Annotated in this window: 27 protein-coding genes; 13 read left to right on the top strand and 14 right to left on the bottom strand. The window is 58.7% G+C overall.

Annotated elements, in window-relative coordinates:
* Positions 1-224 precede the first annotated feature (224 nt).
* Entirely contained in the window at positions 225-1,481 is a 1,257-nt protein-coding gene (gene icd / locus AB4N44_RS06380) for an NADP-dependent isocitrate dehydrogenase (protein ID WP_034155137.1), read from the top strand.
* Between the two features lie 77 nt (positions 1,482-1,558).
* On the opposite strand, the gene AB4N44_RS06375 is transcribed toward icd, so the two are convergent.
* Entirely contained in the window at positions 1,559-1,840 is a 282-nt protein-coding gene (locus AB4N44_RS06375; protein ID WP_127928935.1) for a cold shock domain-containing protein, read from the bottom strand.
* Positions 1,841-2,064: 224 nt separating this feature from the next.
* Here AB4N44_RS06375 and clpS point away from each other — a divergent pair, with 224 nt between their 5' ends.
* Complete coding sequence (clpS, locus tag AB4N44_RS06370; RefSeq protein ID WP_016987405.1) at positions 2,065-2,448, top strand: ATP-dependent Clp protease adapter ClpS; 384 nt, start codon at positions 2,065-2,067, stop codon at positions 2,446-2,448.
* Between the two features lie 30 nt (positions 2,449-2,478).
* The gene (clpA, locus tag AB4N44_RS06365; RefSeq protein WP_016987404.1) at positions 2,479-4,749 is read left to right on the top strand and encodes an ATP-dependent Clp protease ATP-binding subunit ClpA; all 2,271 of its coding nucleotides are present in this window, start codon (positions 2,479-2,481) and stop codon (positions 4,747-4,749) included.
* A gap of 980 nt (positions 4,750-5,729) precedes the next feature.
* On the opposite strand, the gene infA is transcribed toward clpA, so the two are convergent.
* From infA to trxB, 4 genes are all read right to left on the bottom strand, one after another.
* The gene (infA, locus tag AB4N44_RS06360; RefSeq protein ID WP_002553999.1) at positions 5,730-5,948 is read right to left on the bottom strand and encodes a translation initiation factor IF-1; all 219 of its coding nucleotides are present in this window, start codon (positions 5,946-5,948) and stop codon (positions 5,730-5,732) included.
* Positions 5,949-6,060: 112 nt separating this feature from the next.
* Positions 6,061-6,768: an arginyltransferase gene (locus AB4N44_RS06355; RefSeq protein WP_110719379.1), complete on the bottom strand. Its 708-nt coding sequence runs from the start codon at positions 6,766-6,768 to the stop codon at positions 6,061-6,063.
* A 57-nt stretch (positions 6,769-6,825) separates the two neighbouring features.
* Complete coding sequence (gene aat / locus AB4N44_RS06350) at positions 6,826-7,506, bottom strand: leucyl/phenylalanyl-tRNA--protein transferase (protein ID WP_150751088.1); 681 nt, start codon at positions 7,504-7,506, stop codon at positions 6,826-6,828.
* 63 nt (positions 7,507-7,569) lie between these two features.
* A complete protein-coding gene (trxB, locus tag AB4N44_RS06345; protein ID WP_460109663.1) occupies positions 7,570-8,529 on the bottom strand; it encodes a thioredoxin-disulfide reductase in 960 nt (319 codons plus the stop codon).
* A 309-nt stretch (positions 8,530-8,838) separates the two neighbouring features.
* Here trxB and AB4N44_RS06340 point away from each other — a divergent pair, with 309 nt between their 5' ends.
* The 6 genes from AB4N44_RS06340 to cysG all read left to right on the top strand — a co-directional run bounded on the left by AB4N44_RS06340 (position 8,839) and on the right by cysG (position 16,464).
* The gene (locus AB4N44_RS06340) at positions 8,839-11,247 is read left to right on the top strand and encodes a DNA translocase FtsK (protein ID WP_034155142.1); all 2,409 of its coding nucleotides are present in this window, start codon (positions 8,839-8,841) and stop codon (positions 11,245-11,247) included.
* 67 nt (positions 11,248-11,314) lie between these two features.
* Positions 11,315-11,935, top strand: coding sequence for an outer membrane lipoprotein chaperone LolA (lolA, locus tag AB4N44_RS06335; RefSeq protein WP_127928929.1), 621 nt, complete (start codon positions 11,315-11,317; stop codon positions 11,933-11,935).
* A gap of 141 nt (positions 11,936-12,076) precedes the next feature.
* Positions 12,077-13,399, top strand: a complete 1,323-nt coding sequence (locus AB4N44_RS06330; RefSeq protein ID WP_064587012.1) for a replication-associated recombination protein A — start codon at positions 12,077-12,079, stop codon at positions 13,397-13,399.
* The gene (gene crcB / locus AB4N44_RS06325; RefSeq protein ID WP_064390665.1) at positions 13,399-13,773 is read left to right on the top strand and encodes a fluoride efflux transporter CrcB; all 375 of its coding nucleotides are present in this window, start codon (positions 13,399-13,401) and stop codon (positions 13,771-13,773) included. Before AB4N44_RS06330 ends, crcB begins: the two co-directional genes overlap by 1 nt.
* A gap of 15 nt (positions 13,774-13,788) precedes the next feature.
* Positions 13,789-15,069, top strand: a complete 1,281-nt coding sequence (gene serS / locus AB4N44_RS06320; protein WP_160040960.1) for a serine--tRNA ligase — start codon at positions 13,789-13,791, stop codon at positions 15,067-15,069.
* Entirely contained in the window at positions 15,070-16,464 is a 1,395-nt protein-coding gene (gene cysG, locus AB4N44_RS06315) for a siroheme synthase CysG (RefSeq protein WP_127928925.1), read from the top strand.
* 116 nt (positions 16,465-16,580) lie between these two features.
* Here the strand turns inward: cysG and AB4N44_RS06310 are convergent, their stop codons facing one another.
* From AB4N44_RS06310 to AB4N44_RS06275, 8 genes are all read right to left on the bottom strand, one after another.
* Positions 16,581-17,582, bottom strand: a complete 1,002-nt coding sequence (locus AB4N44_RS06310; protein WP_460109666.1) for a glutathione S-transferase family protein — start codon at positions 17,580-17,582, stop codon at positions 16,581-16,583.
* A 91-nt stretch (positions 17,583-17,673) separates the two neighbouring features.
* The gene (locus AB4N44_RS06305) at positions 17,674-18,675 is read right to left on the bottom strand and encodes a glycosyl transferase family protein (RefSeq protein ID WP_460109669.1); all 1,002 of its coding nucleotides are present in this window, start codon (positions 18,673-18,675) and stop codon (positions 17,674-17,676) included.
* Positions 18,672-19,007 (bottom strand): TusE/DsrC/DsvC family sulfur relay protein, encoded by a 336-nt coding sequence (locus AB4N44_RS06300; RefSeq protein WP_150775033.1) that lies wholly within the window; start codon positions 19,005-19,007, stop codon positions 18,672-18,674. Before AB4N44_RS06300 ends, AB4N44_RS06305 begins: the two co-directional genes overlap by 4 nt.
* Positions 19,004-19,297 carry a sulfurtransferase complex subunit TusB gene (tusB, locus tag AB4N44_RS06295; protein WP_460109673.1) on the bottom strand — a complete coding sequence of 98 codons (294 nt, stop codon included), beginning with the start codon at positions 19,295-19,297 and terminating at the stop codon, positions 19,004-19,006. The genes AB4N44_RS06300 and tusB overlap by 4 nt, the downstream gene beginning before the upstream one ends.
* On the bottom strand, positions 19,297-19,653 hold the full coding sequence (gene tusC / locus AB4N44_RS06290; RefSeq protein ID WP_127928914.1) for a sulfurtransferase complex subunit TusC: 357 nt from the start codon (positions 19,651-19,653) through the stop codon (positions 19,297-19,299). The genes tusB and tusC overlap by 1 nt, the downstream gene beginning before the upstream one ends.
* 1 nt (position 19,654) lies before the next feature.
* The gene (gene tusD, locus AB4N44_RS06285) at positions 19,655-20,047 is read right to left on the bottom strand and encodes a sulfurtransferase complex subunit TusD (protein ID WP_150751082.1); all 393 of its coding nucleotides are present in this window, start codon (positions 20,045-20,047) and stop codon (positions 19,655-19,657) included.
* A 200-nt stretch (positions 20,048-20,247) separates the two neighbouring features.
* Complete coding sequence (locus AB4N44_RS06280) at positions 20,248-20,952, bottom strand: YoaK family protein (protein WP_460109676.1); 705 nt, start codon at positions 20,950-20,952, stop codon at positions 20,248-20,250.
* Positions 20,953-20,977: 25 nt separating this feature from the next.
* Positions 20,978-21,307, bottom strand: a complete 330-nt coding sequence (locus tag AB4N44_RS06275) for a DUF6388 family protein (protein ID WP_016987055.1) — start codon at positions 21,305-21,307, stop codon at positions 20,978-20,980.
* Between the two features lie 134 nt (positions 21,308-21,441).
* Between AB4N44_RS06275 and AB4N44_RS06270 the strand changes: the two genes are divergently transcribed.
* Entirely contained in the window at positions 21,442-21,792 is a 351-nt protein-coding gene (locus AB4N44_RS06270) for a hypothetical protein (RefSeq protein ID WP_127928908.1), read from the top strand.
* 117 nt (positions 21,793-21,909) lie between these two features.
* On the opposite strand, the gene AB4N44_RS06265 is transcribed toward AB4N44_RS06270, so the two are convergent.
* Positions 21,910-22,335 carry a GNAT family N-acetyltransferase gene (locus AB4N44_RS06265; protein WP_127928906.1) on the bottom strand — a complete coding sequence of 142 codons (426 nt, stop codon included), beginning with the start codon at positions 22,333-22,335 and terminating at the stop codon, positions 21,910-21,912.
* A gap of 148 nt (positions 22,336-22,483) precedes the next feature.
* On the opposite strand from AB4N44_RS06265, the gene AB4N44_RS06260 reads away from it, so the two are divergent.
* From AB4N44_RS06260 to AB4N44_RS06250, 3 genes are all read left to right on the top strand, one after another.
* Positions 22,484-22,921, top strand: coding sequence for a hemerythrin domain-containing protein (locus AB4N44_RS06260; RefSeq protein WP_127928904.1), 438 nt, complete (start codon positions 22,484-22,486; stop codon positions 22,919-22,921).
* Between the two features lie 221 nt (positions 22,922-23,142).
* Positions 23,143-23,778 (top strand): lytic polysaccharide monooxygenase auxiliary activity family 9 protein, encoded by a 636-nt coding sequence (locus tag AB4N44_RS06255; RefSeq protein ID WP_127928902.1) that lies wholly within the window; start codon positions 23,143-23,145, stop codon positions 23,776-23,778.
* 43 nt (positions 23,779-23,821) lie between these two features.
* The gene (locus AB4N44_RS06250) at positions 23,822-24,880 is read left to right on the top strand and encodes a chitinase (RefSeq protein ID WP_460158193.1); all 1,059 of its coding nucleotides are present in this window, start codon (positions 23,822-23,824) and stop codon (positions 24,878-24,880) included.
* Positions 24,881-24,911 lie beyond the last annotated feature (31 nt).

Here is a 24,911-nt window from a genome sequence, read left to right as displayed (position 1 = left end):
GCCGATGGTTCATATGCAACGATTCTCGTCCATTGGTCTAAAGGTCGCAGGGCGGGGTCGGGCGTAGAGTCGTCGCGAATGCTTGAGTTTGGCGCTTTTCCCTTTGCTTTCAGGCTTGTACGAAACGAGATGTAGCCGTGCCACGAACAGAGGGTTTGCGTGTTGATTTAACTGGGTTACGCTCGAACCAAGCCAGATGTTCAATCCAAACAATGGAGTTCAGCATGGGTTACAAGAAGATTCAGGTTCCAGCCGTCGGCGACAAAATCACCGTCAATGCAGACCATTCTCTCAATGTTCCTGATAACCCGATCATCCCCTTCATCGAAGGTGACGGCATTGGTGTCGACATCAGTCCGGTGATGATCAAGGTTGTCGATGCTGCAGTTCAAAAGGCATACGGCGGTAAGCGCAAGATTTCCTGGATGGAAGTCTACGCCGGGGAAAAAGCCACTCAGGTTTACGATCAGGACACCTGGCTGCCTCAGGAAACTCTCGATGCAGTCAAGGATTACGTGGTTTCCATCAAAGGCCCGCTGACCACCCCGGTCGGTGGCGGCATTCGCTCGCTGAACGTGGCCCTGCGTCAGCAACTCGACCTGTACGTCTGCCTGCGCCCGGTGCGCTGGTTCGAAGGCGTGCCAAGCCCGGTGAAAAAGCCTGGTGACGTCGACATGACCATCTTCCGCGAGAACTCCGAAGACATCTACGCGGGCATTGAGTGGAAGGCCGGTTCGCCGGAAGCCACCAAAGTCATCAAATTCCTTAAAGAAGAAATGGGCGTCACCAAGATCCGTTTCGACGAAAACTGCGGCATCGGCGTCAAGCCGGTTTCGCTGGAAGGCACCAAGCGCCTGGCACGCAAGGCTCTGCAGTATGTGGTCGATAACGACCGCGATTCGCTGACCATTGTGCACAAAGGCAACATCATGAAGTTCACCGAAGGTGCCTTCAAAGAGTGGGCCTACGAAGTGGCCGCTGAAGAATTCGGCGCGACCCTGCTCGACGGCGGCCCGTGGATGCAGTTCAAAAACCCGAAAACCGGCAAGAACGTTGTGGTCAAAGATGCCATCGCCGACGCCATGCTTCAGCAGATCCTGCTGCGCCCGGCCGAATACGATGTGATCGCGACCCTGAACCTGAACGGCGACTACCTCTCCGACGCTTTGGCGGCGGAAGTGGGTGGCATCGGTATTGCTCCGGGCGCCAACCTGTCCGACACCGTGGCGATGTTTGAAGCGACTCACGGTACTGCGCCGAAGTACGCCGGCAAGGATCAGGTCAACCCGGGTTCGCTGATTCTCTCGGCCGAGATGATGCTGCGCCACATGGGCTGGACCGAAGCGGCGGATCTGATCATCAAGGGCACCAACGGCGCCATTGGTGCCAAGACTGTGACCTATGACTTCGAACGTCTGATGGACGGGGCCAAGCTGGTTTCGTCTTCGGGCTTTGGGGATGCGTTGATTTCGCATATGTAAAACGCGGGCACATAAAAAACCGCCTGCCTCGATGAATTGAGGCAGGCGGTTTTTTTATGGCTGAAGGTTCTGAGGCGTCAGCTGGATACCGTTTGCGCTGCGGGGGCGGCCGGGGTCGCTTCGTTGACCACGTCTGCCGAGCAGATTTTCACCGCGTGAAGGCCTTTGGGGCCTTGCACGATCTCGAATTTCACTGCCTGACCCGCTTTCAGGGTTTTATACCCGTCCATCTCAATGGCGGAGTAGTGCGCAAAGAAATCAATATCTTTGCCATCCTCATCGCGGCCTTCGCGGGCTTCGGTATTGATAAAGCCGAATCCCTTGGCATTGTTGAACCATTTCACCTTGCCGACAGCCATGCTCAAATCCCTCTGCAACAGACTCCATCGCTGGAGTATCATCCAATTCATCCGCAATCTAATCCGTTAAAAGGATTGACTCCGCGGATCTTTTTTACCCACTGTGGGCTCTATTGGTTGTAACACCGTTTTCCCGATAGTCAAGGTGACCGGGCAGTCGGAGTTGAAAACGTGGACAACCGCCCCCACCACTGTATTTGCACAACTGACGAACCTTTCTTTCCATGCATGCAATCAGCCAGATTCGACTAACATTCAATCAGGATCGCCCGCTTCTCCAAAAGGATCTTCCAGAGGAGCACGACGACGATTCGGCAGGCGTTGCTGTTCAGGAAGCAAAGCCTGCGTTACAGGCGCCGCCGATGTACAAGGTGGTTTTGTTCAACGATGACTACACACCGATGGATTTCGTCGTCGAAGTGCTCGAGGTGTTTTTTAACCTGAATCGCGAGCTGGCGACCAAGGTCATGCTGGCCGTCCACACAGAAGGACGGGCAGTATGTGGAGTGTTTACCCGCGACATCGCCGAGACAAAGGCCATGCAGGTCAACCAGTACGCCAGGGAAAGCCAGCATCCGCTACTCTGTGAAATCGAGAAGGACGGTTAATCGCCGACCACTTGGGTATGAGGTGAAGCTATGTTAAACCGCGAGCTCGAAGTCACCCTCAATCTAGCCTTCAAGGAGGCTCGTTCGAAACGTCATGAATTCATGACCGTCGAACACCTTTTGCTGGCCCTATTGGACAATGAGGCTGCCGCCACCGTTTTGCGTGCCTGCGGCGCAAACCTCGACAAACTCAAGCATGACCTGCAGGAGTTCATCGACTCCACCACGCCATTGATCCCCGTTCATGACGAAGATCGCGAAACCCAGCCAACCCTGGGCTTCCAGCGTGTACTGCAACGTGCTGTTTTCCACGTACAGAGCTCGGGCAAACGCGAAGTAACCGGCGCCAACGTGCTGGTTGCCATCTTCAGTGAGCAAGAGAGTCAGGCAGTGTTCCTGCTGAAACAGCAGAGCGTTGCGCGCATCGATGTCGTCAATTACATCGCACACGGCATTTCCAAAGTGCCGGGGCATGGCGATCACTCTGAAGGTGAACAAGATATGCAGGACGACGAGGGCGGTGAGTCTTCTTCTTCAGGCAATCCTCTGGATGCTTATGCCAGCAACCTCAACGAACTCGCGCGTCAGGGTCGAATAGATCCGCTGGTCGGCCGTGAGTCGGAAGTCGAGCGTGTCGCGCAGATTCTCGCGCGTCGACGCAAGAACAATCCGCTGCTGGTTGGTGAAGCAGGCGTGGGTAAAACCGCGATTGCCGAAGGCCTGGCCAAGCGCATTGTAGACAACCAGGTGCCGGATCTGTTGGCCAACAGCGTTGTTTACTCCCTCGACCTCGGTGCCCTGCTCGCGGGCACCAAGTATCGCGGTGATTTCGAGAAGCGCTTCAAGGCGTTGCTCAATGAATTGAAAAAACGTCCGCAGGCGATCCTGTTCATCGACGAGATCCACACCATCATCGGTGCCGGCGCTGCGTCCGGTGGCGTAATGGATGCCTCGAACCTGCTCAAACCGCTGCTGTCGTCTGGCGACATTCGCTGCATCGGCTCGACCACGTTCCAGGAATTCCGCGGCATCTTCGAGAAAGATCGTGCCTTGGCACGTCGATTCCAGAAGGTTGATGTTGTCGAACCGTCGGTGGAAGACACCATCGGTATTCTGCGCGGCCTGAAAGGGCGTTTCGAGCAGCACCACAACATCGAATACAGCGATGAGTCGTTGCGCGCCGCTGCTGAACTGGCCTCGCGCTACATCAATGACCGGCATATGCCGGACAAGGCCATCGACGTGATCGACGAGGCGGGCGCCTACCAGCGTCTGCAACCGGTAGAAAAACGTGTGAAGCGCATCGAAGTGCCGCAGGTTGAAGACATCGTCGCGAAAATCGCGCGGATTCCGCCTAAGCACGTCACCAGTTCCGACAAGGAACTGCTGCGTAACCTGGAGCGTGACCTGAAACTGACGGTGTTTGGTCAGGACGCGGCGATCGATTCGCTGTCGACTGCGATCAAGCTGTCTCGCGCCGGGCTGAAATCGCCTGACAAGCCAGTCGGTTCGTTCCTGTTCGCAGGCCCGACCGGTGTTGGTAAAACCGAAGCTGCGCGGCAGTTGGCCAAGGCGTTGGGGATCGAACTGGTGCGCTTCGACATGTCCGAGTACATGGAGCGTCACACCGTATCGCGTCTGATCGGTGCGCCTCCGGGGTATGTCGGCTTTGATCAGGGCGGTCTGTTGACCGAAGCGATCACCAAGCAGCCGCACTGCGTATTGCTCCTCGATGAAATCGAGAAGGCGCATCCGGAAGTCTTCAACCTGCTGCTGCAGGTGATGGATCACGGCACGCTGACCGACAACAACGGGCGCAAGGCGGACTTCCGCAACGTGATCGTGATCATGACCACCAACGCTGGTGCCGAGACGGCTGCTCGCGCTTCGATCGGTTTCACCCATCAGGATCACTCGTCTGATGCGATGGAAGTGATCAAGAAGAGCTTCACGCCGGAGTTCCGTAACCGTCTGGACACCATTATCCAGTTTGGTCGCCTCAGTCATGAGGTTATCAAAAGTGTGGTGGACAAGTTCCTTACGGAGCTTCAGGCGCAGCTGGAAGACAAGCGTGTGCTGCTTGAGGTCACTGATGCCGCGCGTAGTTGGCTGGCGGCGGGTGGTTATGACTCGGCGATGGGCGCACGTCCGATGGCGCGTCTGATCCAGGACAAGATCAAGCGTCCGTTGGCGGAGGAGATTCTGTTTGGCGAGCTGGCCGAGCATGGCGGTGTGGTTCACATCGACATCAAGGATGGTGAGTTGACGTTTGACTTCGAGACCACCGCAGAAATGGCCTGATGGCCTTGGATCAAGAGGGCGCCTTCGGGCGCCTTTTTGTTATTTGTTATTTGTTATTTGTTGTTTGGGGTTTTTGGGTGAATATCCGTTGCTGCGGTGATGGCTTATTACGATTTCGCCCTTACGGCGACTCACTTTTTTTCAAGCGCCAAAAAAAGTAAGCAAAAAACGCTTGCTCCTGCGTGCGGCCCGCTCGCTGGGGCTCGGGGTTCCTTCGCTCCGGGATCGATCCGGGCGCAGCGCCTACGGTTTGCTTCGCTGCACCTCCTCTCGCTGTGTTTGGCTGCGCCAAACGGTCGCTGCGCTCCCACGCCCGGATCAATCCCTCCACTCAGCCTTCCGACGTCGCCCGTGGATCAAGATCAAGAGCAGGCGAGCTGACACTCGGCCTATTGAGTGGTGAAGAGCGGGGCGTGGTCGGCTTTGGATTTGTGGTGGTGCTTCCCCTCACCCCAGCCCTCTCCCGAGGGAGAGGGGGCCGGTTTGTGTGCTTTTCAATATCTGAGTTCAACGCGGTATCGCACGTCGGCGTAACTCTCCCAAACACCACCGTCAGTCCCCTCTCCCTCCGGGAGAGGGCTAGGGTGAGGGGCTCTTGATCTGGCACTTGATCTTGCTTTGGCTTTTGATCTTTTGCCCCATCGGCAGGCCGAGCGTAGGTGTTCATCCGGGGGTAGGCGCGCAGCGCCGTGCGGCGAAGCCGCATACATCGAGAGGAGGTGCAGCGAAGCAAACCGTAGGCGATGCCCCCGGATGGACACCGTAGCGAGGGAACACTGAGCCTAAGCGAAGTGCCGTACGCCAGGAGCAAAGCCTTTTGCTTACTTTTCGGCGTCTGGAAAAGTGAGTCGCTGTAAGAGCGAAACCGCCAGCGGCAACACCCGCAGAAACGGATATGTCCCCAAACCCCAAACCCCAAACCCCAAAACGCAGACAAACAAAAACGCCCGGCATAAACCGGGCGTTCTGTATTGACTTGATTAACGAGCGCGGTAAGTAATGCGCCCTTTGCTCAAGTCATAGGGCGTCAGCTCGACGCGCACTTTGTCACCGGTAAGAATACGAATGTAGTTCTTGCGCATCTTGCCGGAAATATGCGCGGTTACGACGTGCCCATTTTCCAACTCCACACGAAACATGGTGTTGGGCAGGGTGTCGACGACAGTGCCTTCCATTTCGAAGCTGTCTTCTTTCGACATGCAGTAAAGCCCTCGGTATCCAATGAATGGCCCGGTGCAACTGCGCCAGGCAAAAGCGGCGTGCATTGTGCCCGAAAAATGGTGTTTACGCCAAGGGGTTTACGGCTTGGGTTTAGTTGAGGATGACCCAGCGCTGATTAATCAGCAATTCGATGGGTCGGTATTGCGTCTTGTAGTTCATCTTTTTGCAGTTCTTGATCCAGTACCCGAGGTACACCGCCTCAAGCCCGAGGCGCTGTGCCTCGGCGATTTGCCAGAGAATGGCAAATCGGCCAAGACTACGGCGCTCTTCGTCGGGTTCGTAGAAGGTGTATACCGCCGACAAACCGTTCGGCAGTAAATCGGTCACCGCCACGGCGAGCAACCGTCCGTCGAGTCGGAACTCGTAAAAGCGCGAGAAGGGCAGATCACGTACCAGAAAAGTCGAGAATTGATCACGGCTTGGCGGGTACATGTCGCCGTCAGCGTGGCGTTGTTCGATGTAGCGCTGGTACAGATCGAAATATTCTTCACTGAATTGCGGTTTGGCCGGGCGCACCTGCAAATCCGTATTGCGTTTGAAGATCCGCTTCTGCTGGCGATTGGGTGTGAACTGCGCTACCGGGATGCGCGCAGGCACGCACGCATTGCAGTTCTGGCAATGCGGGCGGTACAGATGATCGCCGCTGCGACGAAAGCCCATTTCCGACAGGTCTGCGTAGACATGCACATCCATGGGCTGACTCGGATCGAGAAACAGGGTCGTGGCCTGCTCCTCGGGCAGATAACTGCAAGAGTGAGGCTGAGTGGCATAGAACTTCAAACGCGCCAACTCGGTCATGATCAACCCTCGGGATAAGCTGGTGAATTAAGTGTAAGCCACGCGCGCAAAAGTCGCTCAGCAAACCCAGGTGGCACGATTGGGTTGATCCAGGTGATTTGCCAGAAAGTCGGCGAATTGCTGACGAGGAATCGCCCGCGCGCCGAGGCTGTGCAGATGATCGGTCGGCATCTGGCAATCGATCAGCACGAATCCCGAGTCTTGCAGATGGCGCACCAGGGTGGCAAAGCCGAATTTGGAGGCGTTGTCGGCGCGGCTGAACATCGATTCGCCGAAAAACAGTTGGCCCATCGCCAGGCCATACAGGCCGCCGACCAGCTCTCCCTGGTCCCAGACCTCCACCGAATGGGCGAAGCCGCGACGATGCAGTTCGACGTAGGCGTCCTGCATCGCCTCGGTGATCCAGGTGCCGTCGGCATAATCCCGTGGTGCGGCGCAGGCGCGGATTACCGCGTCGAAGTCCTGATCGAAGGTCACTTGATAGCGTTCCTGGCGCAGCAATTTGCCGAGGCTGCGCGAGACATGCAGTTCGTCGGGAAACAACACTGTGCGCGGATCCGGCGACCACCAGAGAATTGGCTGGCCCTCGGAAAACCACGGAAAGCAGCCATGGCGATACGCTTGAATCAGCCGATCGGCCGACAGATCGCCACCAGCGGCGAGCAATCCGTTGGGGTCGCGCATGGCCTTTTCCAGTGGTGGAAAAGTCAGTGAATTACGTTGTAACCAAGTCAGCATGGCATCCAGGCTTGCAGAAGGGGAGGGCGGTGCGGGCTGTTCGGCCCGCAATAAAGTGTGCCGTTAAATGACAGGAATGTCGTCCAGATACTTCTCGGCATCAAGCGCGGCCATGCAGCCGGCGCCTGCCGACGTCACCGCCTGACGATAAACGTGGTCGGCCACGTCGCCGGCGGCAAACACCCCGGGAATCCCGGTGGAGGTCGCGTCGCCGTCACTGCCGCCCTTGACCTGCAAATAGCCGTCGCGCATCGACAACTGGCCTTGAAACAGGTCGGTGTTGGGTTTGTGGCCAATGGCGATGAAGACGCCGGCCAGTGCCAGTTCGCGGGTTTCGCCGGTATGGCTGTCACGCAGTCGCGCGCCGGTGACCCCGCTGGCATCGCCGAGTACTTCGTCGAGATTCTGGTTCCAGTGCAGGCGTACGTTGCCGTTGGCGGCTTTCTCGAACAGTTTGTCCTGGAGGATTTTCTCCGAGCGCAGTTTGTCGCGGCGATGGATCAGGTGCACCTCTTTGGCGATGTTCGACAGGTACAGTGCTTCCTCAACCGCCGTATTGCCGCCGCCGATCACGGCGACCACCTGATTGCGATAGAAAAAGCCGTCACAGGTCGCGCACGCGGAAACCCCTTTGCCGGCGAAGGCTTCTTCCGAAGGCAGCCCCAGGTATTGCGCCGAGGCGCCGGTGGCGATGATCAGCGCATCGCAGGTGTAAGTGCCGCTGTCGCCAATAAGCTCGAACGGGCGCTGCTGCAACTTGGCGGTGTGGATGTGGTCGTAAACGATCTCTGTGGCAAAGCGTTCGGCGTGCTTCTGCATGCGCTCCATCAGCACTGGGCCGGTGAGGCCTTCGACGTCGCCGGGCCAGTTGTCGACCTCGACGGTGGTGGTGAGCTGGCCACCGGCCTGCAGGCCGGTAATCACCACGGGTTTGAGGTTGGCGCGGGCGGCATACACGGCAGCGCTGTAACCGGCCGGGCCGGAGCCGAGGATGATCAGGCGTGAATGCTTCGCTACGTTCATCAAATACCCCTCATAAGCCTTTGTCACAAAAGGTAATGCATGCTCAAATTGGCCCACAGGTCTTGTGTGCTTGACTATGCTTGATCCTGGGGTTTGAAGCATGGCATCGGACGCACAAACCCGTACAATGCCGGGCTGTTACAGAATATTCGCGGTGCGCTGTATTCATGGCTGTGTTTATAAAACCGGCAGCACAGTGTTAAAAGTAGTCTCAGTTGCGCTCGTTCACTTTTTTACCTGCCTGGATTGGGCAGTTTTTTATCGTCATTCAATAGATGGACGCGCCTCGGGCGCAGGAAAAGAAGCGTTTTGAAGAAATCCACCGAAGCACCAAAAACAGTCGTTCCGCTCTGGCGCCAACAATTGCACTACCGGCTCAAGGAAGGTGCATTGATCGCCATTGGCGCCTTGTGCCTGTTCCTGATGATGGCTTTGCTGACCTACGGCAAGGACGATCCGGGCTGGAGCCACAACAGCAAGATCGACGATGTACAGAATTTCGGCGGCCCGGCGGGCTCCTACAGCGCTGACATCCTGTTCATGGTGCTGGGTTATTTCGCTTATATCTTCCCGTTGCTGCTGGCGATCAAGGCCTACCAGATCTTTCGCCAGCGCCACGAGCCGTGGCAGTGGAGCGGCTGGCTGTTTTCCTGGCGCCTGATCGGTCTGGTGTTTCTGGTGCTGTCCGGCGCGGCGCTGGCACATCTGCATTTCCATGCAGCGTCGGGTCTGCCAGCGGGGGCCGGTGGCGCGTTGGGCGAAAGCCTCGGCAATCTGGCAAAGAACGCGCTGAACATTCAGGGCAGCACGCTGTTGTTCATCGCGCTATTCCTGTTCGGCCTGACGGTGTTCACCGACCTGTCGTGGTTCAAGGTGATGGACATCACCGGCAAGATCACCCTCGATCTGTTCGAGCTGTTCCAGGGCGCGCTCAATCGCTGGTGGTCGGCACGTACCGAACGCAAACAACTGGTTGCGCAACTGCGTGAAGTCGATGATCGCGTGCATGACGTGGTCGCGCCGACGGTCACCGACAAGCGTGAGCAGGCCAAAGTCAAAGAACGCCTGATCGAACGTGAGCAAGCCCTCAGCAAGCACATGTCCGATCGCGAGAAACAAGTTCCGCCGGTTATCGCACCGGCCCCGGCCAAGGCGCCCGAGCCAAGCAAGCGCGTGCAGAAAGAGAAACAGGTACCGTTGTTCGTCGACAGCGCCGTGGAAGGCACCTTGCCGCCGATCTCGATTCTCGATCCTGCGGAAAAGAAACAACTCAATTACTCACCGGAATCCCTGGCGGCGGTCGGCCACTTGCTGGAGATCAAGCTCAAAGAGTTCGGTGTCGAGGTCACGGTGGATTCGATCCACCCGGGCCCGGTGATTACCCGTTACGAAATTCAGCCTGCCGCCGGCGTAAAAGTCAGCCGCATCGCCAACCTGGCGAAAGACCTTGCACGCTCCCTGGCCGTGACCAGCGTGCGTGTGGTCGAGGTGATTCCGGGCAAGACCACCGTCGGTATCGAGATTCCCAACGAAGACCGGCAGATCGTGCGCTTCTCCGAGGTGCTGTCGACGCCTGAGTACGACAACTTCAAATCGCCGGTCACCCTGGCACTCGGTCACGATATCGGTGGTAAACCGGTAATCACTGACCTGGCGAAGATGCCGCACTTGCTGGTGGCCGGTACGACCGGTTCCGGTAAGTCGGTGGGTGTGAACGCGATGATCCTGTCGATCCTGTTCAAGTCCGGCCCGGAAGACGCCAAGCTGATCATGATCGACCCGAAGATGTTGGAACTGTCGATCTATGAAGGCATTCCGCACCTGCTGTGCCCGGTCGTGACCGACATGAAGGACGCTGCCAACGCCCTGCGCTGGAGCGTTGCCGAGATGGAGCGCCGTTACAAGCTGATGGCGAAGATGGGCGTGCGTAACCTGTCCGGCTTCAACGCCAAGGTCAAGGAGGCCCAGGACGCCGGCGAGCCGTTGAGCGATCCGCTGTACAAGCGTGAAAGCATTCACGACGAAGCACCATTGCTGCAAAAGCTGCCGACCATCGTTGTAGTGGTCGACGAATTCGCTGACATGATGATGATTGTCGGCAAGAAGGTTGAAGAACTGATCGCCCGTATCGCCCAGAAGGCCCGTGCGGCCGGTATTCACTTGATCCTCGCGACCCAGCGGCCTTCGGTGGACGTGATCACCGGTCTGATCAAGGCCAACATTCCGACGCGTATGGCGTTCCAGGTGTCGAGCAAGATCGACTCCCGCACCATCATCGATCAGGGTGGTGCTGAACAACTGCTCGGCCACGGTGACATGCTTTACATGCCACCGGGCACCAGCCTGCCGATCCGGGTTCACGGCGCGTTCGTATCCGACGATGAAGTACACCGTGTGGTCGAAGCGTGGAAACTGCGCGGCGCGCCGGAATACAACGATGACATCCTCAACGGTGTCGAAGAAGCCGGCAGCGGTTTTGAGGGCAGCAGCGGTGGCGGCGATGGCGATGATCCGGAAGCCGACGCGCTGTATGACGAAGCCGTACAGTTCGTACTCGAAAGCCGTCGTGCCTCTATTTCCGCTGTACAGCGCAAGCTGAAGATCGGCTACAACCGTGCCGCACGGATGATCGAAGCCATGGAAATGGCCGGGGTCGTCACCTCGATGAACACCAACGGTTCCCGTGAAGTCCTGGCCCCGGGCCCGGTACGCGACTGATTGCAAACGCAAGAGGCGGGACAATGATGTGCCGCCGCTCTCCCAACGAGTATTCAAGAGGACTCCCATGCGTCTTATCCGCATGCTGCTGCCAGTACTGGCGCTGACCACTCTCACGGCCCACGCCGATGACAAGGACGTGGCGCGTCTGACCCAATTGCTGGAAACATCCAAGACCCTGAGCGCGAACTTCTCGCAGCTGACCCTCGACGGCAGCGGCACGCAGTTGCAGGAAACCACTGGCAACATGACCCTGCAGCGTCCGGGCCTGTTCTACTGGCACACCAACGCGCCGGCCGAGCAGACCATGGTCTCCGACGGCAAGAAAGTCACCCTGTGGGACCCGGATCTGGAACAGGCGACCATCAAGAAACTCGACGAGCGCCTGACCCAGACCCCGGCACTGCTGCTGTCCGGTGATGTGTCGAAGATCAGCCAGAGCTTCGACATCAGCGCGAAAGAGGCGGGCGGCGTGATCGACTTCACCCTCAAGCCGAAAACCAAGGACACCCTGTTCGACAACCTGCGTCTGTCGTTCCGCAACGGTCTGCTTAACGATATGCAGCTGATCGACAGCGTCGGCCAGCGCACCAACATCCTGTTTACCGGGGTCAAGGCCAACGAGCCGGTGTCGCCGTCCAAGTTCAAGTTCGACATCCCCAAGGGTGCTGACGTGATCCAGGAATAAACACGAAACCCTTTGTAGGAGTGAGCCTGCTCGCGATTCGATTTGTCAGTCACATCTTCATCGTCTGACCCACCGCTATCGCGAGCAGGCTCACTCCTACAGGGTCAATGATCGGCAAAATAGAGGTTTCAACGCTACGTGATGGATCTGTTTCGCAGTGCACCGATTGCCCAGCCACTGGCCGCGCGTTTGCGTGCGACCAATCTGGATGAGTACGTCGGTCAGGAGCACGTGCTCGCTCGCGGCAAGCCTCTGCGTGAGGCGCTGGAGCAGGGTGCACTGCATTCGATGATCTTCTGGGGCCCGCCGGGCGTGGGTAAAACCACCCTTGCACGATTGCTCGCGGAAGTCTCCGATGCGCACTTCGAAACGGTCTCGGCGGTGCTCGCCGGGGTCAAGGAGATCCGTCAGGCCGTTGAAATCGCCAAGCAGCAGGCCGGCCAGTACGGCAAGCGCACGATTCTGTTCGTCGATGAAGTGCACCGTTTCAACAAATCCCAGCAGGACGCGTTCCTGCCGTACGTTGAAGACGGCACGCTGATCTTCATCGGCGCCACCACCGAAAACCCTTCGTTCGAGCTCAACAACGCTCTGTTGTCGCGGGCCCGCGTCTACGTGCTGAAAAGCCTCGACGAAGCGGCGCTGCGCAAACTGGTGCATCGTGCACTCACTGAAGAGCGTGGGCTGGGCAAGCGCAACCTGACGCTTAACGACGAAGGCTTCCAAATGCTGCTGTCCGCCGCCGATGGCGATGGCCGACGTCTGCTCAATCTGCTGGAAAACGCCTCCGATCTGGCTGAAGACAACAGCGAAATCGGCACCGAGCTGCTGCAAAGCCTGCTCGGCGATACTCGTCGACGTTTCGACAAGGGTGGCGAAGCGTTCTACGACCAGATCTCGGCGCTGCACAAATCGGTACGCGGCTCCAACCCCGACGGCGCGCTGTACTGGTTTGCGCGGATGATCGACGGTGGTTGCGATCCGCTGTACCTGGCCCGCCGTGTGGTGCGCATGGCCAGTGAAGACATCGGCAACGCCGACCCGCGCGCCCTCAGCCTGTGCCTCGCGGCGTGGGAGGTGCAGGAGCGCCTCGGCAGTCCGGAAGGCGAGTTGGCCGTGGCCCAGGCCATCACTTATCTGGCCTGCGCGCCGAAGAGCAATGCGGTGTACATGGGCTTCAAAACCGCTCTGCGTGCCGCTGCTGAAAACGGCTCGCTGGAAGTACCCCTGCACCTGCGCAACGCGCCGACCAAACTGATGAAGCAATTGGGCTACGGTGACGAATACCGCTACGCCCATGATGAGCCGGACGCTTACGCCGCCGGCGAAGACTATTTCCCGGAAGAGCTCGAACCGATTCCGTTCTACCAGCCTGTGCCGCGCGGCCTGGAATTGAAGATCGGCGAGAAGCTCAACCACCTCGCCCAACTCGATCGTTTAAGCCCTCGGCAGCGGAGAAAATAGTGCTTCCATTGATTGTTGCGGTCTCCGTCGGCGGTGTCGCCGGCACCTTGTTGCGCTTCGCCACCGGCAATTGGGTCAACGCCAATTGGCCGCGGCACTTCTATACCGCGACGCTGGCCGTTAATATCGTGGGCTGTCTGTTGATTGGCGTGTTGTACGGCCTGTTTTTGATACGCCCGGAGGTGCCGATCGAGGTGCGTGCCGGGTTGATGGTCGGCTTCCTCGGGGGGCTGACGACTTTTTCATCCTTTTCACTGGATACGGTGCGCCTGCTGGAAAGCGGGCAAGTGCCGCTGGCCCTGGGCTATGCGGCACTCAGCGTATTCGGCGGGCTGCTCGCGACGTGGGCTGGCCTGTCTTTGACCAAACTTTGATAACGAGAAACCGACATGCTCGATTCCAAACTGTTACGTAGCAACCTTCAGGACGTAGCGGACCGCCTGGCTTCCCGTGGCTTTGCCCTGGATACCGCGCGCATCGAAGCGCTGGAAGAACAGCGCAAGACCGTCCAGACCCGCACCGAAGCACTGCAGGCTGAGCGTAACGCGCGTTCCAAATCCATCGGTCAGGCCAAGCAGCGCGGCGAAGACATCGCGCCGTTGATGGCGGACGTCGAGCGCATGGCGGGCGAACTGAGCGCCGGTAAAGTCGAACTGGACGCGATCCAGACCGAACTGGATTCGATCCTGCTCGGCATCCCGAACCTGCCACACGAATCCGTGCCGGTCGGCAAAGACGAAGACGACAACGTCGAAGTGCGCCGTTGGGGCACGCCGACTGCATTCGATTTCGAAGTGAAAGACCACGTGGCGCTGGGCGAGAAGTTCGGCTGGCTGGACTTTGAAACCGCCGCCAAACTGTCCGGCGCGCGTTTCGCCCTGTTGCGTGGCCCGATCGCCCGTCTGCATCGCGCACTGGCACAGTTCATGATTAACCTGCACGTCAACGAGCACGGCTACGAAGAGGCCTACACGCCTTATCTGGTTCAGGCCCCGGCGCTGCAAGGCACCGGTCAACTGCCGAAGTTCGAAGAAGACCTGTTCAAGATCGCTCGCGAAGGCGAAGCCGATCTGTACTTGATCCCGACTGCCGAAGTGTCGCTGACCAACATCGTTGCCGGCGAAATCGTCGACTCGAAACTGCTGCCGATCAAGTTCGTTGCCCATACTCCGTGCTTCCGCAGTGAAGCCGGCGCATCGGGTCGTGACACTCGCGGCATGATTCGTCAGCACCAGTTCGACAAGGTTGAAATGGTGCAGATCGTTGAGCCGTCGAGCTCGATGGAAGCGCTGGAAGGCCTGACCGCCAACGCCGAAAAAGTCCTGCAACTGCTCGGCCTGCCTTACCGCACGCTGGCGCTGTGCACCGGCGACATGGGCTTCAGCGCAGTCAAGACTTATGACCTCGAAGTGTGGATCCCGAGCCAGGACAAGTACCGCGAAATCTCGTCGTGCTCGAACTGCGGCGACTTCCAGGCCCGTCGTATGCAAGCGCGTTTCCGCAACCCGGAAACCGGCAAGCCTGAGTTGGTGCACACCTTGAACGGTTCCGGTCTGGCGGTTGGCCGTACTCTGGTGGCCGTGCTGGAAAACTACCAGCAGGCCGACGGTTCGATCCGTGTGCCGGACGTGCTGAAGCCGTACATGGGTGGCCTTGAGGTCATCGGCTAAATGAAATATCTGCCGCTGTTTCACAACCTGCGCGGCAGTCGTGTGTTGGTCGTCGGTGGGGGGGAAATTGCCTTGCGCAAATCCCGTCTGCTGGCCGATGCCGGTGCGCTGCTGCGGGTGGTCGCACCTGAAATCGAAACGCAACTGCGTGAACTGGTTACTGCCTCTGGCGGTGAATGCCTGTTGCGCGGTTACGTTGAGGCGGATCTTGACGGTTGCGGGCTGATCATTGCCGCCACCGACGATGAGACGCTGAACGCACAAGTTTCCACCGATGCTCACAAGCGCTGCGTGCCGGTCAACGTGGTCGATGCGCCTGCCTTGTGCAGCGTGATCTTCCCGGCGATCGTCGATCGCTCGCCGCTGATCATTGCCGTGTCCAGCGGCGGCGATGCGCCGGTGCTGGCGCGGTTGATTCGCGCCAAGATCGAAACCTGGATTCCGTCGACTTACGGTCAGTTGGCCGGACTCGCCGCGCGTTTCCGTAATCAGGTGAAAAGCCTGTTTCCGGATGTGCAGCAGCGTCGTGGCTTCTGGGAAGACGTGTTTCAGGGGCCGATTGCCGATCGTCAACTGGCCGGGCAGGGCGCTGAAGCCGAGCGTCTATTGCAAGCCAAGATCGATGGCGAGGCCATGGTCACCACCGGCGAGGTGTATCTGGTCGGCGCGGGCCCGGGCGATCCGGATCTGCTGACCTTCAAGGCCTTGCGTCTGATGCAGCAAGCCGATGTGGTGCTTTACGACCGCTTGGTGGCGCCAGCGATTCTAGAATTGTGCCGTCGCGATGCCGAGCGGGTCTACGTTGGCAAGCGTCGTTCTGATCACGCCGTGCCGCAGGATCAGATCAACCAGCAACTGGTCGATCTGGCCAAGGCCGGCAAGCGCGTGGTGCGGTTGAAGGGCGGCGATCCGTTTATCTTCGGTCGTGGTGGTGAAGAGATCGAAGAGCTGGCTGCTCACGGTATTCCGTTTCAGGTCGTGCCAGGTATCACAGCGGCCAGCGGTTGTGCGGCGTATGCCGGGATTCCGTTGACCCATCGTGATTACGCGCAGTCGGTGCGTTTTGTCACCGGGCATTTGAAGGACGGTTCCACCGATCTGCCATGGGCCGACCTTGTCGCCCCGGCGCAGACGCTGGTGTTCTATATGGGTCTGGTCGGCTTGCCGGTCATTTGCGAACAACTGATCAAGCATGGTCGTTCAGCGGATACCCCGGCGGCGTTGATTCAGCAGGGCACCACGGTCAATCAGCGGGTCTTTACCGGCACGCTGGCCGATCTGCCACGATTGGTGGCGGAGCATGAAGTGCATGCGCCGACACTGGTGATCGTTGGTGAAGTGGTGCAACTGCGCGAGAAGCTGGCTTGGTTCGAAGGGGCTCAGGCGCAAGTCTGAAAACCGAGTCGCCCCATTCGCGAGCAGGCTCGCTCCCACATTGGATCTGTGTCGTGCACAAATCCCCTGTGGGAGCGAGCCTGCTCGCGAAGAGGTCTTCAAAAACGATGCAGATCTCAGCCCCGGCGCCAAACCCCTTTGCCGCTCAACCGCGCCCGATCATGGGCCGCTGTGAAATCCTGCTCCGGCCCCTTCGGCACAACCCCAGTCGGATTGATCGTCTTGTGACTGCCGTAGTAGTGATTCTTGATGTGCTGGAAATCCACCGTCTCGGCAATCCCCGGCAACTGATACACCTCACGCAGCCAGTTCGACAGATTCGGGTAATCGGAAATCCGCCGCAGGTTGCACTTGAAGTGGCCGTGGTACACCGCGTCAAACCGAATCATTGTAGTGAACAAGCGGATATCGGCTTCGGTCAGGTACTCACCCGACAAGTAGCGATTGGCGCCCAGCACCCGCTCCAGATGATCCAGCTCGGCAAACACCTCATCGAACGCTTCTTCATAAGCCTGTTGCGAGGTCGCGAAGCCTGCGCGATAGACACCGTTGTTTACCGCCGGATAGATCCGCTCGTTCAGCGCATCAATCTCGCCGCGTAATGGCGCCGGGTAGAAATCCAGATCGTTGCCGGTCAGATTATCGAACGCGCTGTTGAACATGCGGATGATTTCCGCTGATTCATTGCTGACGATGCGCTTCAGTTTTTTGTCCCACAGTACCGGCACAGTGACGCGCCCGGTGTAATCGGCCGTGTCGGCGGTATAGCGCTGGTGCATGAAGTCGAAGCCGTCGAGCTTGTCGCCGGTTGAGCCGAGCGCCGTGTCGAAGGTCCAGCCGTTTTCCAGCATCAGCCAACTGACCACCGAAACGTCGATCAGACTTTCCAGACCTTTGAGCTTGCGCAGGATCAGCGTGCGATGTGCCCATGGACAGGCGAGGGAAACGTAGAGGTGGTAGCGCCCGGCTTCAGCGGCAAAACCGCCTTCGCCGCTCGGGCCGGGCTGGCCATCGGCGGTGACCCAGTTACGGCGTTTGGCCTGTTCGCGCTGAAACGCGCCGTCCTTGCTGCTTTCGTACCACTTGTCCTGCCAGCGGCCATCGACGAGTAAACCCATGATCAAGACTCCGTAAACCAATAATCGTTGGAGTCGAGTCTATTCCGATGAGTTCGAACAAAAAGCGCAAAGATCGGGCGCGAATGATCGGTTAAATCGATTTGTTCCGCGCAGTCCAGTATTGCTCGGCGGTGGCGAAGGCTTGTTCGCGGGGTTGGCCGAGGCCGCGCAAGGCCAGGGCCATGGTCGCAATCAGGGCCATTTGCGGGTAACTGTCGACCACCTCACCACGCCACACGGCTTTCAGATGTTCAACGTCCAGGGTCGCCGGTTTGACGTGGCGTTGCGCCGACAACTGTGGCCATTCCTCGTCCCAGCTTTCGCCGCCGGTGGTGCCGTAGAGGTGGCTGTCGGCATCCGGGTTGATTTCGATTTCGCCGCCGTCGCCCTTGACCACAATCGCCGTGTCGCCAAGCAAACCACTGGCATCGCGATGCACGGCCTGATAGCCAGGATGGAAAATACTTTGCAGCCCGCAACGCGCGCCCAGCGGATTGAGAATCCGCGCCAGCGAATGAATCGGTGAGCGCAGACCCAAGGTGTTGCGCAGGTCGATCATCTTTTGCAGTGGCGGCGCCCAGTCCACCAGCGGCATGAATGCCAGTCCGCCGTTGTCCAGTGCTGTGCCGACCTGCTGCCAGGTGCGGCACAACGGGATGTTCAACTCACCGAGCAGCTGCTCGCTGTACAGACGCCCGGCGGTATGAGCGCCGCCGCCGTGCATGAAAATGCGCACTCCGTTCTGCGCCAGGCACTTCGCCGCCAGCAGATACCACGGCAGATGGCGCTTCTTGCCGGCGTAAGTCGGCCAGTCCAGATCGACGTTCAACGTGGGTGCCTGCAAACGTGCGCGCAAGGCTTCGGTGAAGCCGGCCATTTCCTCGGCGCTTTCTTCCTTGTGTCGTAGCAACATCAGGAACGCGCCGAGCTGGGTGTCCTCAACCTTGTCGTCGAGCACCATGCCCATGGCTTCCCGGGCTTCTTCGCGCGTCAGGTCGCGAGCGCCACGTTTGCCTTTGCCGAGGATGCGCACGAACTGGGCGAAGGGATGCTCGGTGGGCGTTTCGAGAGTCAGCGCTGGAAAGTCGGTCATAAGCAATTCGTCGGTTTGGGCAGGCCCGCCAGTTTCGCGGCGAGTTTGGCAGGGGTGCCTTTGAACAGTCGGTTCAGGTGCAGGCTGTTGCCTTTGTCCGGGCCGAGTTTCAACGCGGTGTACTTGATCAGCGGCCGGGTGGCCGGGGACAGCTGGAATTCTTCGTAGAAGCTGCGCAGCAGTTCGAGGACTTCCCAGTGCTCGGGCGTCAACTCGATGTCTTCGGCGGCGGCGAGCGCACTGGCGACATCAGCCGACCAGTCACTCAGGTCGACGAGGAAGCCGTCCTTGTCCAGTTCGATGGCGCGGGCGCCGACGGTCATGGCCTTCATAACCAGCTGTTGACCTTGTCGTGGTGGATCGACAGCTCGACGAAGGCCGGGTAATCGATGGCTTTGGCCCAGTCCGGCACTTCGATGGCGCGCGCCTGTGCATCCTCGGCCAGAACGAACAATTTGATCTGGCGGCTTTGCAGTGCGCTAAACGGAGAAGTGCCCGCTTGCAACGCGTAGACCGCGTCGCCGGACAGCAACAAAGCATCAGTACTGCCGATCAGGCGCAGGCAACTGGTCAGACGATCGTCGCCAAAAGGGGAATGAGACAACACATGCAAAGTCGACATCAGAGGGTGATCACCTGGTCGTAACGGTCAATAAGGGCGGTGATTTGCTCGGCGGCCAGCGGCTGTGCTTCGTCCAGCGACAAGTTGTCGAGACCGCGAGTGATGGCGCTCTCAGCGCAATAGAACAGCTCTTCTACACCAAACATCGGCAGCGCCTGCAGGTTGGCGCTGAGGTCTTTCTGCTGCAGGGCCTTGGCGTTTTGCCCGGCGCTGAGTTGCAGCACGCCGTCATCGAGAAACAGCAAACCGATCGGTAGATCAAAGGCGCCGCCGGCCAGCACGATGTCCAGCGCTTCGCGGGCACCGGGGCCTGACCATGGCGATTGGCGGCTGATGATCAACAGGGACTTGGCCATCTCACGCACCTCCGAAGCAGATCAAGCGGTCAGCATCTTGCACTGCGTCATGCAACTGACCGAGGCCGGACAATTCCCACGGCGCGCTGACCGAAATCGCTTCACGCTGATAACGCTTGGCCTCTTCAGCGTTCAGCGCACCACGGCGCAGGGCGGCGGCGATACACACCACGCCATCCAGCTTCTGCTCGCTGATGAACGTGCGCCATTGTTTGGGCAGATCCAGTTCGTCCTGCGGGGTGACTAGCGCATCCGAAGCGTTATAAACGCCGTCCTGATAGAAAAACAGCCGGACAATCTCATGCCCACCGGCCAGCGCAGCCTGCGCAAACAGCAGGGCGCGGCGCGAGGAGGGCGCATGGGCGGCGGAAAACAGCGCAATGGCGAACTTCATGACGGACTCGATCAGCAAAACTGCGGCCATGATAAAGCATTGCAGACCGCAAAGGATCGCAGCGCTTACAGGGAAGCACGATCTCTGTAGGAGCTGCGGCACGCTGCGATCTGTTGATCTTGATTCTGAAAAACAAGATCAACAGATCGCAGCCTCGTTTCACTCGACAGCTCCTACAGGGAAACCGGGGAAGGCGTTGATTAGCGAGGCATGTAACCCAACTGCCAGCGCCGCGGGATTTTCAGGGAGAGCAGCCCGATCATCGCGGCCAGCAACCCGCTGACGAACATCGCTTTGAGCCCCAGATGATGTTCCAGTACCGCCCCCAGAATCGCGCCGATAAACATCCCGCTCCATGGCACCAGTTGCACCCGCCAGCCGCTGCGCCGTTCGCCAAGCATCCAGCGGCCCAATCCACGGCCGAATCGCGACAATGCGCCAGTCACGTAAGTGAGCCCGACCGGCAAGCCGTTTACCTCTTCGACCGCCGCATTGAGCATGCCCATCGCAATAATTGCCGCCATCAGCGCCGGCAGTTGCGTGTCGAATGGCCAGACCGCCGCTGCGCACAGCAGGGTAGCGATACATAGCAGCAGCGGCAGCGCCCGGCGTCCACCCAAGCGCGCAACTACAACACCCAAAGCATTACCGACAACGAAAGTTGCGACGAGAATCACCAGACGCACGGTCAGCCCGACATCGCCATCACTGATCGCCACAGCGAGTCGAGTGGTGTTGCCGCTCATGAACGAGACGAAGTCGCCGCTGGCCATAAAACCGATGGCGTCGGTCATTCCGGCCAGTACCGAGAGGCTGGCCACCAGTGCCAGACCCACCCGCCCGCGCCACTTCTGCGTGTGCAGATGGCCGGGGCTGGCGCGGTGAGTCGAGGCGGATGGCAGCATGAGTGGCGGTGTCCTTTCGCGGTGGTTACGGTTCTATGCCATACAGATCGCAATATTCCAGCCAATCCATACCGGCCATTTCTGCGACTTCACGGTGAACTTCCAGACGCTGCGCCTGATACTCCTCAGGCGAATCAGCGGTCAGTTGCAAGGTCAACTCCCAGGCGAACAGACCGAGACTTTCCGCCTCGGCCTCAAACGCTTCATGCAGTCGTTCTTCACGATACTGCGCCTGCGTTTCGCCTTTGGCCTGGGCCAGCAACGGGTTGAGGTGGTCGAGGGTTTCGCGCAGTTCGGGACGCGCGTCGAGAAACACTTTCAGGGCATGTTCATGTCGCTGGTCGGTAGGCGCCATGTGTTTTCCTTGTGAGGCTGATGACCTTAGGTTGCCGCAGCGGCCTGCGCGTGTCGCGCTATAAATGCAGTAAAGCAGAACGATTTCTGCTGCTGCGGTGATACAGTCCGCTTTTTTCTGAATGAGCGAATGCAATGCGAATTCTGATGGTAGCGCTGGCGGCGACGCTGCTGGCCGGTTGCGCAGGCTCGGTGATGGACGATGCTCGCACCAAAACCCCCTATAAAGTACTGACTTCGGACAAAGCCGAAAAAGTCGTGGCGCAGTGTGTGCAGTTCGGCTGGCAGGACGAGGCGGTGTTCGGCGTCGATGCGGCGGCGTATCTGGAACCGCGCAAATCGGGCGGTACGACGGTGTATACCCGTTCGGCGGAGTCGTTTGTCGACGTGATCACTGAAGCTTCGGGCACGACGCTGAATTACTACGCGCAGAAGGATGACTTTGTCGCCAAGCGCCGGTTGGCGGCTTTAGCGACCTGCCTCTGATCATGCGCTGAAGCGGCTGCCACCTTCGTCGGAACGCCGCCCGGAGCAGGCTCGCTCCCACATTTTGCAATGCGTTCCAATGTGGGAGCGAGCCTGCTCGCGAAGGGGCCGCAACATTCAACCAATCAGTCGCTTCTGGAAGAAATGCCGCTTATGCCCCAAGGGGTAATCCAGAATCTCTCCGCATTCGCTGAATCCAAGCTTCTTGTAAAACTCCGGAGCCTGGAAGGAGAAGGTGTCGAGCCAGATGCCAACGCAGTCTTTTTCCCGTGCCAGATCTTCCGCCCTCTGCATCAACTGCGAGCCGATACCTTTGCCGCGACCCTGTTCCGGCACGGCCAATAACTCAATGAACAGCCAACGATAGAACGTGTGGGCATACAAACCTCCGAGGATCGCATCGTGTTCATCACGCACTAACAGAGCGATCGGCTCGAAGGTCGACGGTCCGGCTTTGGCAACGTTGTGCGCACGCAGCGGCGCGAGGATGGCTGTGCGTTCTTCTTCGCTCGGGTTTTGTGACAGCTCGATGCGCAAATTCATACGTGACTTCCTTGTAGTTTGAACCCGCAGCCTATCCTGCCCGGCGCCTGTCTTCCAAGCCCTGCCGCAACCCGGTGGAACTGCCGCTCTCGCGTCGGGGTCTAGCCTTTACAGCGTCATTCCAGCACGCGGTTGATGAGGATCCCCCATGAATATTTTCGAAGCCCTTCGCGAAAGCCATGACCGCCAGCGTAGCTACGCCAAAACCCTGATCGAAACCAGCGGCGATACGCCGGAACGGGTCGAAGCTTACAAACAGCTCAAGGCAGAACTCCAGGCTCATGAAACTGCTGAAGAGCGCCATTTCTACATTCCGCTGATGGAGCTTGATGACGGTGTCGATCTGAGTCGCCATGCCATCGCTGAACACCATGAAATGGACGAGATGATGGAAGAACTCGACGAGACCGAGATGTCCAGTCCGGCGTGGTTGGCAACCGCGAAGAAGCTGTCGGACAAGGTTCATCATCATTTAAAGGAAGAAGAGCAGAAGTTCTTCCAGATGGCCGGAAAATTGCTCAACGAGAAACAGAAAGAACAGCTTGCCGGGCAGTACGAAAAGGAGTTCAAGGCACAGTTACCGTGAGTACTGAATGGCAGTTTTTGCAGCATTGGCGTGTAATCTTTTGGCGCCATCTCGGGTGGGCGTTATCGTAATTGACTGTATATACATCCAGTATTTTCAGTGTTTTTACGTCTTGAGGCCGTCGACTGCGACAAAACCGCCGATGGACAAAAAATTCGTCTCCGTTAGCTTGAAGGCCTCTCCTCGGAAAGGAGAGTTCTTAAATCAACGGAGTGAAAAACATGAATCAACCACAAGCACAAACCCAACTGCGACACGGTCGTGTCATCTCCCCTGCAAGCCGCGGTGCGGTGGCGATCGAGCAAGGATTGCTCGGCGCCTGGCAGGTCAACGAAATGGAAGGCGGGAAGAATTTCCCGGCACTGGCAGCGGGGCCGTTTCCGGCCCCTTACCAGAGCGACTCGGACAGTGTCACGCCACCGGCCGACGGCTACATTCTCAGCGGCGGCAAGAACGATGCCCGCGATTGCGTGAACTTCACCAATGAAGAGATGAGCAAGAAACTCGCTCGCCCGTTTACCTGGCCGCTGCTCAATGTCACGCCGGGGCAGACCCTCGAAATCAAGTGGGAATACACCGCGCCGCACACCACCCGCGGCTACCGCTGGCTGATCACCAAGGATGGCTGGGACCCGAAACAACGCATCAGCCGCGCGCAACTGGAAGCGCAACCGTTTTTCGAGGACTTCTACACTCAGGTGCCTTATTACAGCTATCCGAATGAGCTGAAGGCCAAGGTCAATCACGCGGTGAAACTGCCAGCCAACAAGAGGGGCCATCACGTGATCGTGCTGATGTGGATCGTTGCCAACACCGGTAACGCCTTCTATCAGGCCTTCGACGTCGACTTCAAATAACGGCGCTGCGTCGTCAAACCCACACGTTCTGAAGGATTAGAACATGTCAAATATCGACTTTTCTTTAATGCAAAACCCGGCGAGCGATGCCGCTTCGCTGATGCCGAGCATTGCCGGCAAAAAGATCCTCATGGGCTTCTGGCACAACTGGCCAGCGGGGGCGAGCGATGGTTATCGCCAAGGCCGCTTTGCCAGCCTCTCGCTGGAGGAAGTGCCCAAGGAGTACAACGTCGTTGCAGTGGCCTTCATGAAGGGCAGCGGCATTCCGACCTTCAAGCCGTTCAACGTGTCCGATGCCGAGTTCCGCCGCCAGGTCGGCGTGCTCAACAGTCAGGGTCGGGCCGTGCTGATCTCCCTCGGCGGTGCCGATGCGCATATCGAATTGCGCAGCGGTCAGGAACAGCCGCTGGCCAACGAAATCATCCGTCTGGTGGAAACCTATGGCTTCGATGGACTGGACATCGATCTTGAACAGAGCGCGATTGATTTCGCTGCCAACAAGACCGTCCTGCCGGCCGCGCTGAAACGGGTCAAGGATCACTACGCAGGCCAGGGCAAACACTTCATCATCAGCATGGCCCCGGAGTTCCCGTATCTGACCAGTACCGGCAACTACGTGAGCTACCTGCAGGCACTGGAAGGCTACTACGACTTTATCGCCCCGCAGTTCTACAATCAGGGCGGTGACGGGGTCTGGGTGCCCGAAGCCAACAATGGCGCGGGTGCTTGGATTGCGCAGAACAACGATGCGCTGAAGGAGGATTTCCTTTACTACCTGACCGAAAGTCTGGTGACCGGCACTCGCGGCTTCACGCGGATCCCGGCGGACAAGTTCGTCATCGGCCTGCCGGCCAACAACGATGCGGCGGCCACCGGTTATGTGATCGACAAAACCGTGGTCGGGAATGTCCTCAAGCGTCTGGCGATCAAGGGTCTGTCGATTAAAGGTTTGATGACCTGGTCGGTGAATTGGGACAACGGCACCAGCAAGGATGGCGTGCCGTACAACTGGGAGTTCAGCAGGCGTTATGGGCCGTTGATTCACGGGGTTCCTGCTGCCGAGCAGGCTGTCGGTGACATGCAATCGCTCATCGCTCGGTAGTTGCAAATAAAGAAGCCCGGTAGCGCTGCCG

The organism is Pseudomonas sp. S3_C06 (assembly GCF_054667675.1).
Note: the sequence above shows the minus strand (reverse complement) of the source record. Positions and strands in the feature narration are given on the sequence as shown.

Coding starts and splice junctions, on each gene's coding strand:
- AB4N44_RS06260 (WP_127928904.1), top strand. CDS start 22,484: ATGAATATTTTCGAAGCCCTTCGCGAAAGCCATGACCGCCAGCGTAGC.
- AB4N44_RS06250 (WP_460158193.1), top strand. CDS start 23,822: ATGTCAAATATCGACTTTTCTTTAATGCAAAACCCGGCGAGCGATGCC.
- AB4N44_RS06255 (WP_127928902.1), top strand. CDS start 23,143: ATGAATCAACCACAAGCACAAACCCAACTGCGACACGGTCGTGTCATC.
- AB4N44_RS06280 (WP_460109676.1), bottom strand. CDS start 20,952: ATGCTGCCATCCGCCTCGACTCACCGCGCCAGCCCCGGCCATCTGCAC.
- infA (WP_002553999.1), bottom strand. CDS start 5,948: ATGTCGAAAGAAGACAGCTTCGAAATGGAAGGCACTGTCGTCGACACC.
- AB4N44_RS06305 (WP_460109669.1), bottom strand. CDS start 18,675: ATGACCGACTTTCCAGCGCTGACTCTCGAAACGCCCACCGAGCATCCC.
- AB4N44_RS06275 (WP_016987055.1), bottom strand. CDS start 21,307: ATGGCGCCTACCGACCAGCGACATGAACATGCCCTGAAAGTGTTTCTC.
- AB4N44_RS06270 (WP_127928908.1), top strand. CDS start 21,442: ATGCGAATTCTGATGGTAGCGCTGGCGGCGACGCTGCTGGCCGGTTGC.
- AB4N44_RS06330 (WP_064587012.1), top strand. CDS start 12,077: ATGGATCTGTTTCGCAGTGCACCGATTGCCCAGCCACTGGCCGCGCGT.
- AB4N44_RS06310 (WP_460109666.1), bottom strand. CDS start 17,582: ATGGGTTTACTCGTCGATGGCCGCTGGCAGGACAAGTGGTACGAAAGC.
- trxB (WP_460109663.1), bottom strand. CDS start 8,529: ATGAACGTAGCGAAGCATTCACGCCTGATCATCCTCGGCTCCGGCCCG.
- icd (WP_034155137.1), top strand. CDS start 225: ATGGGTTACAAGAAGATTCAGGTTCCAGCCGTCGGCGACAAAATCACC.
- tusB (WP_460109673.1), bottom strand. CDS start 19,297: ATGTCGACTTTGCATGTGTTGTCTCATTCCCCTTTTGGCGACGATCGT.
- AB4N44_RS06375 (WP_127928935.1), bottom strand. CDS start 1,840: ATGGCTGTCGGCAAGGTGAAATGGTTCAACAATGCCAAGGGATTCGGC.
- AB4N44_RS06355 (WP_110719379.1), bottom strand. CDS start 6,768: ATGACCGAGTTGGCGCGTTTGAAGTTCTATGCCACTCAGCCTCACTCT.
- clpS (WP_016987405.1), top strand. CDS start 2,065: ATGCATGCAATCAGCCAGATTCGACTAACATTCAATCAGGATCGCCCG.
- aat (WP_150751088.1), bottom strand. CDS start 7,506: ATGCTGACTTGGTTACAACGTAATTCACTGACTTTTCCACCACTGGAA.
- clpA (WP_016987404.1), top strand. CDS start 2,479: ATGTTAAACCGCGAGCTCGAAGTCACCCTCAATCTAGCCTTCAAGGAG.
- AB4N44_RS06300 (WP_150775033.1), bottom strand. CDS start 19,007: ATGAAGGCCATGACCGTCGGCGCCCGCGCCATCGAACTGGACAAGGAC.
- tusD (WP_150751082.1), bottom strand. CDS start 20,047: ATGAAGTTCGCCATTGCGCTGTTTTCCGCCGCCCATGCGCCCTCCTCG.
- serS (WP_160040960.1), top strand. CDS start 13,789: ATGCTCGATTCCAAACTGTTACGTAGCAACCTTCAGGACGTAGCGGAC.
- tusC (WP_127928914.1), bottom strand. CDS start 19,653: ATGGCCAAGTCCCTGTTGATCATCAGCCGCCAATCGCCATGGTCAGGC.
- AB4N44_RS06265 (WP_127928906.1), bottom strand. CDS start 22,335: ATGAATTTGCGCATCGAGCTGTCACAAAACCCGAGCGAAGAAGAACGC.
- cysG (WP_127928925.1), top strand. CDS start 15,070: ATGAAATATCTGCCGCTGTTTCACAACCTGCGCGGCAGTCGTGTGTTG.
- lolA (WP_127928929.1), top strand. CDS start 11,315: ATGCGTCTTATCCGCATGCTGCTGCCAGTACTGGCGCTGACCACTCTC.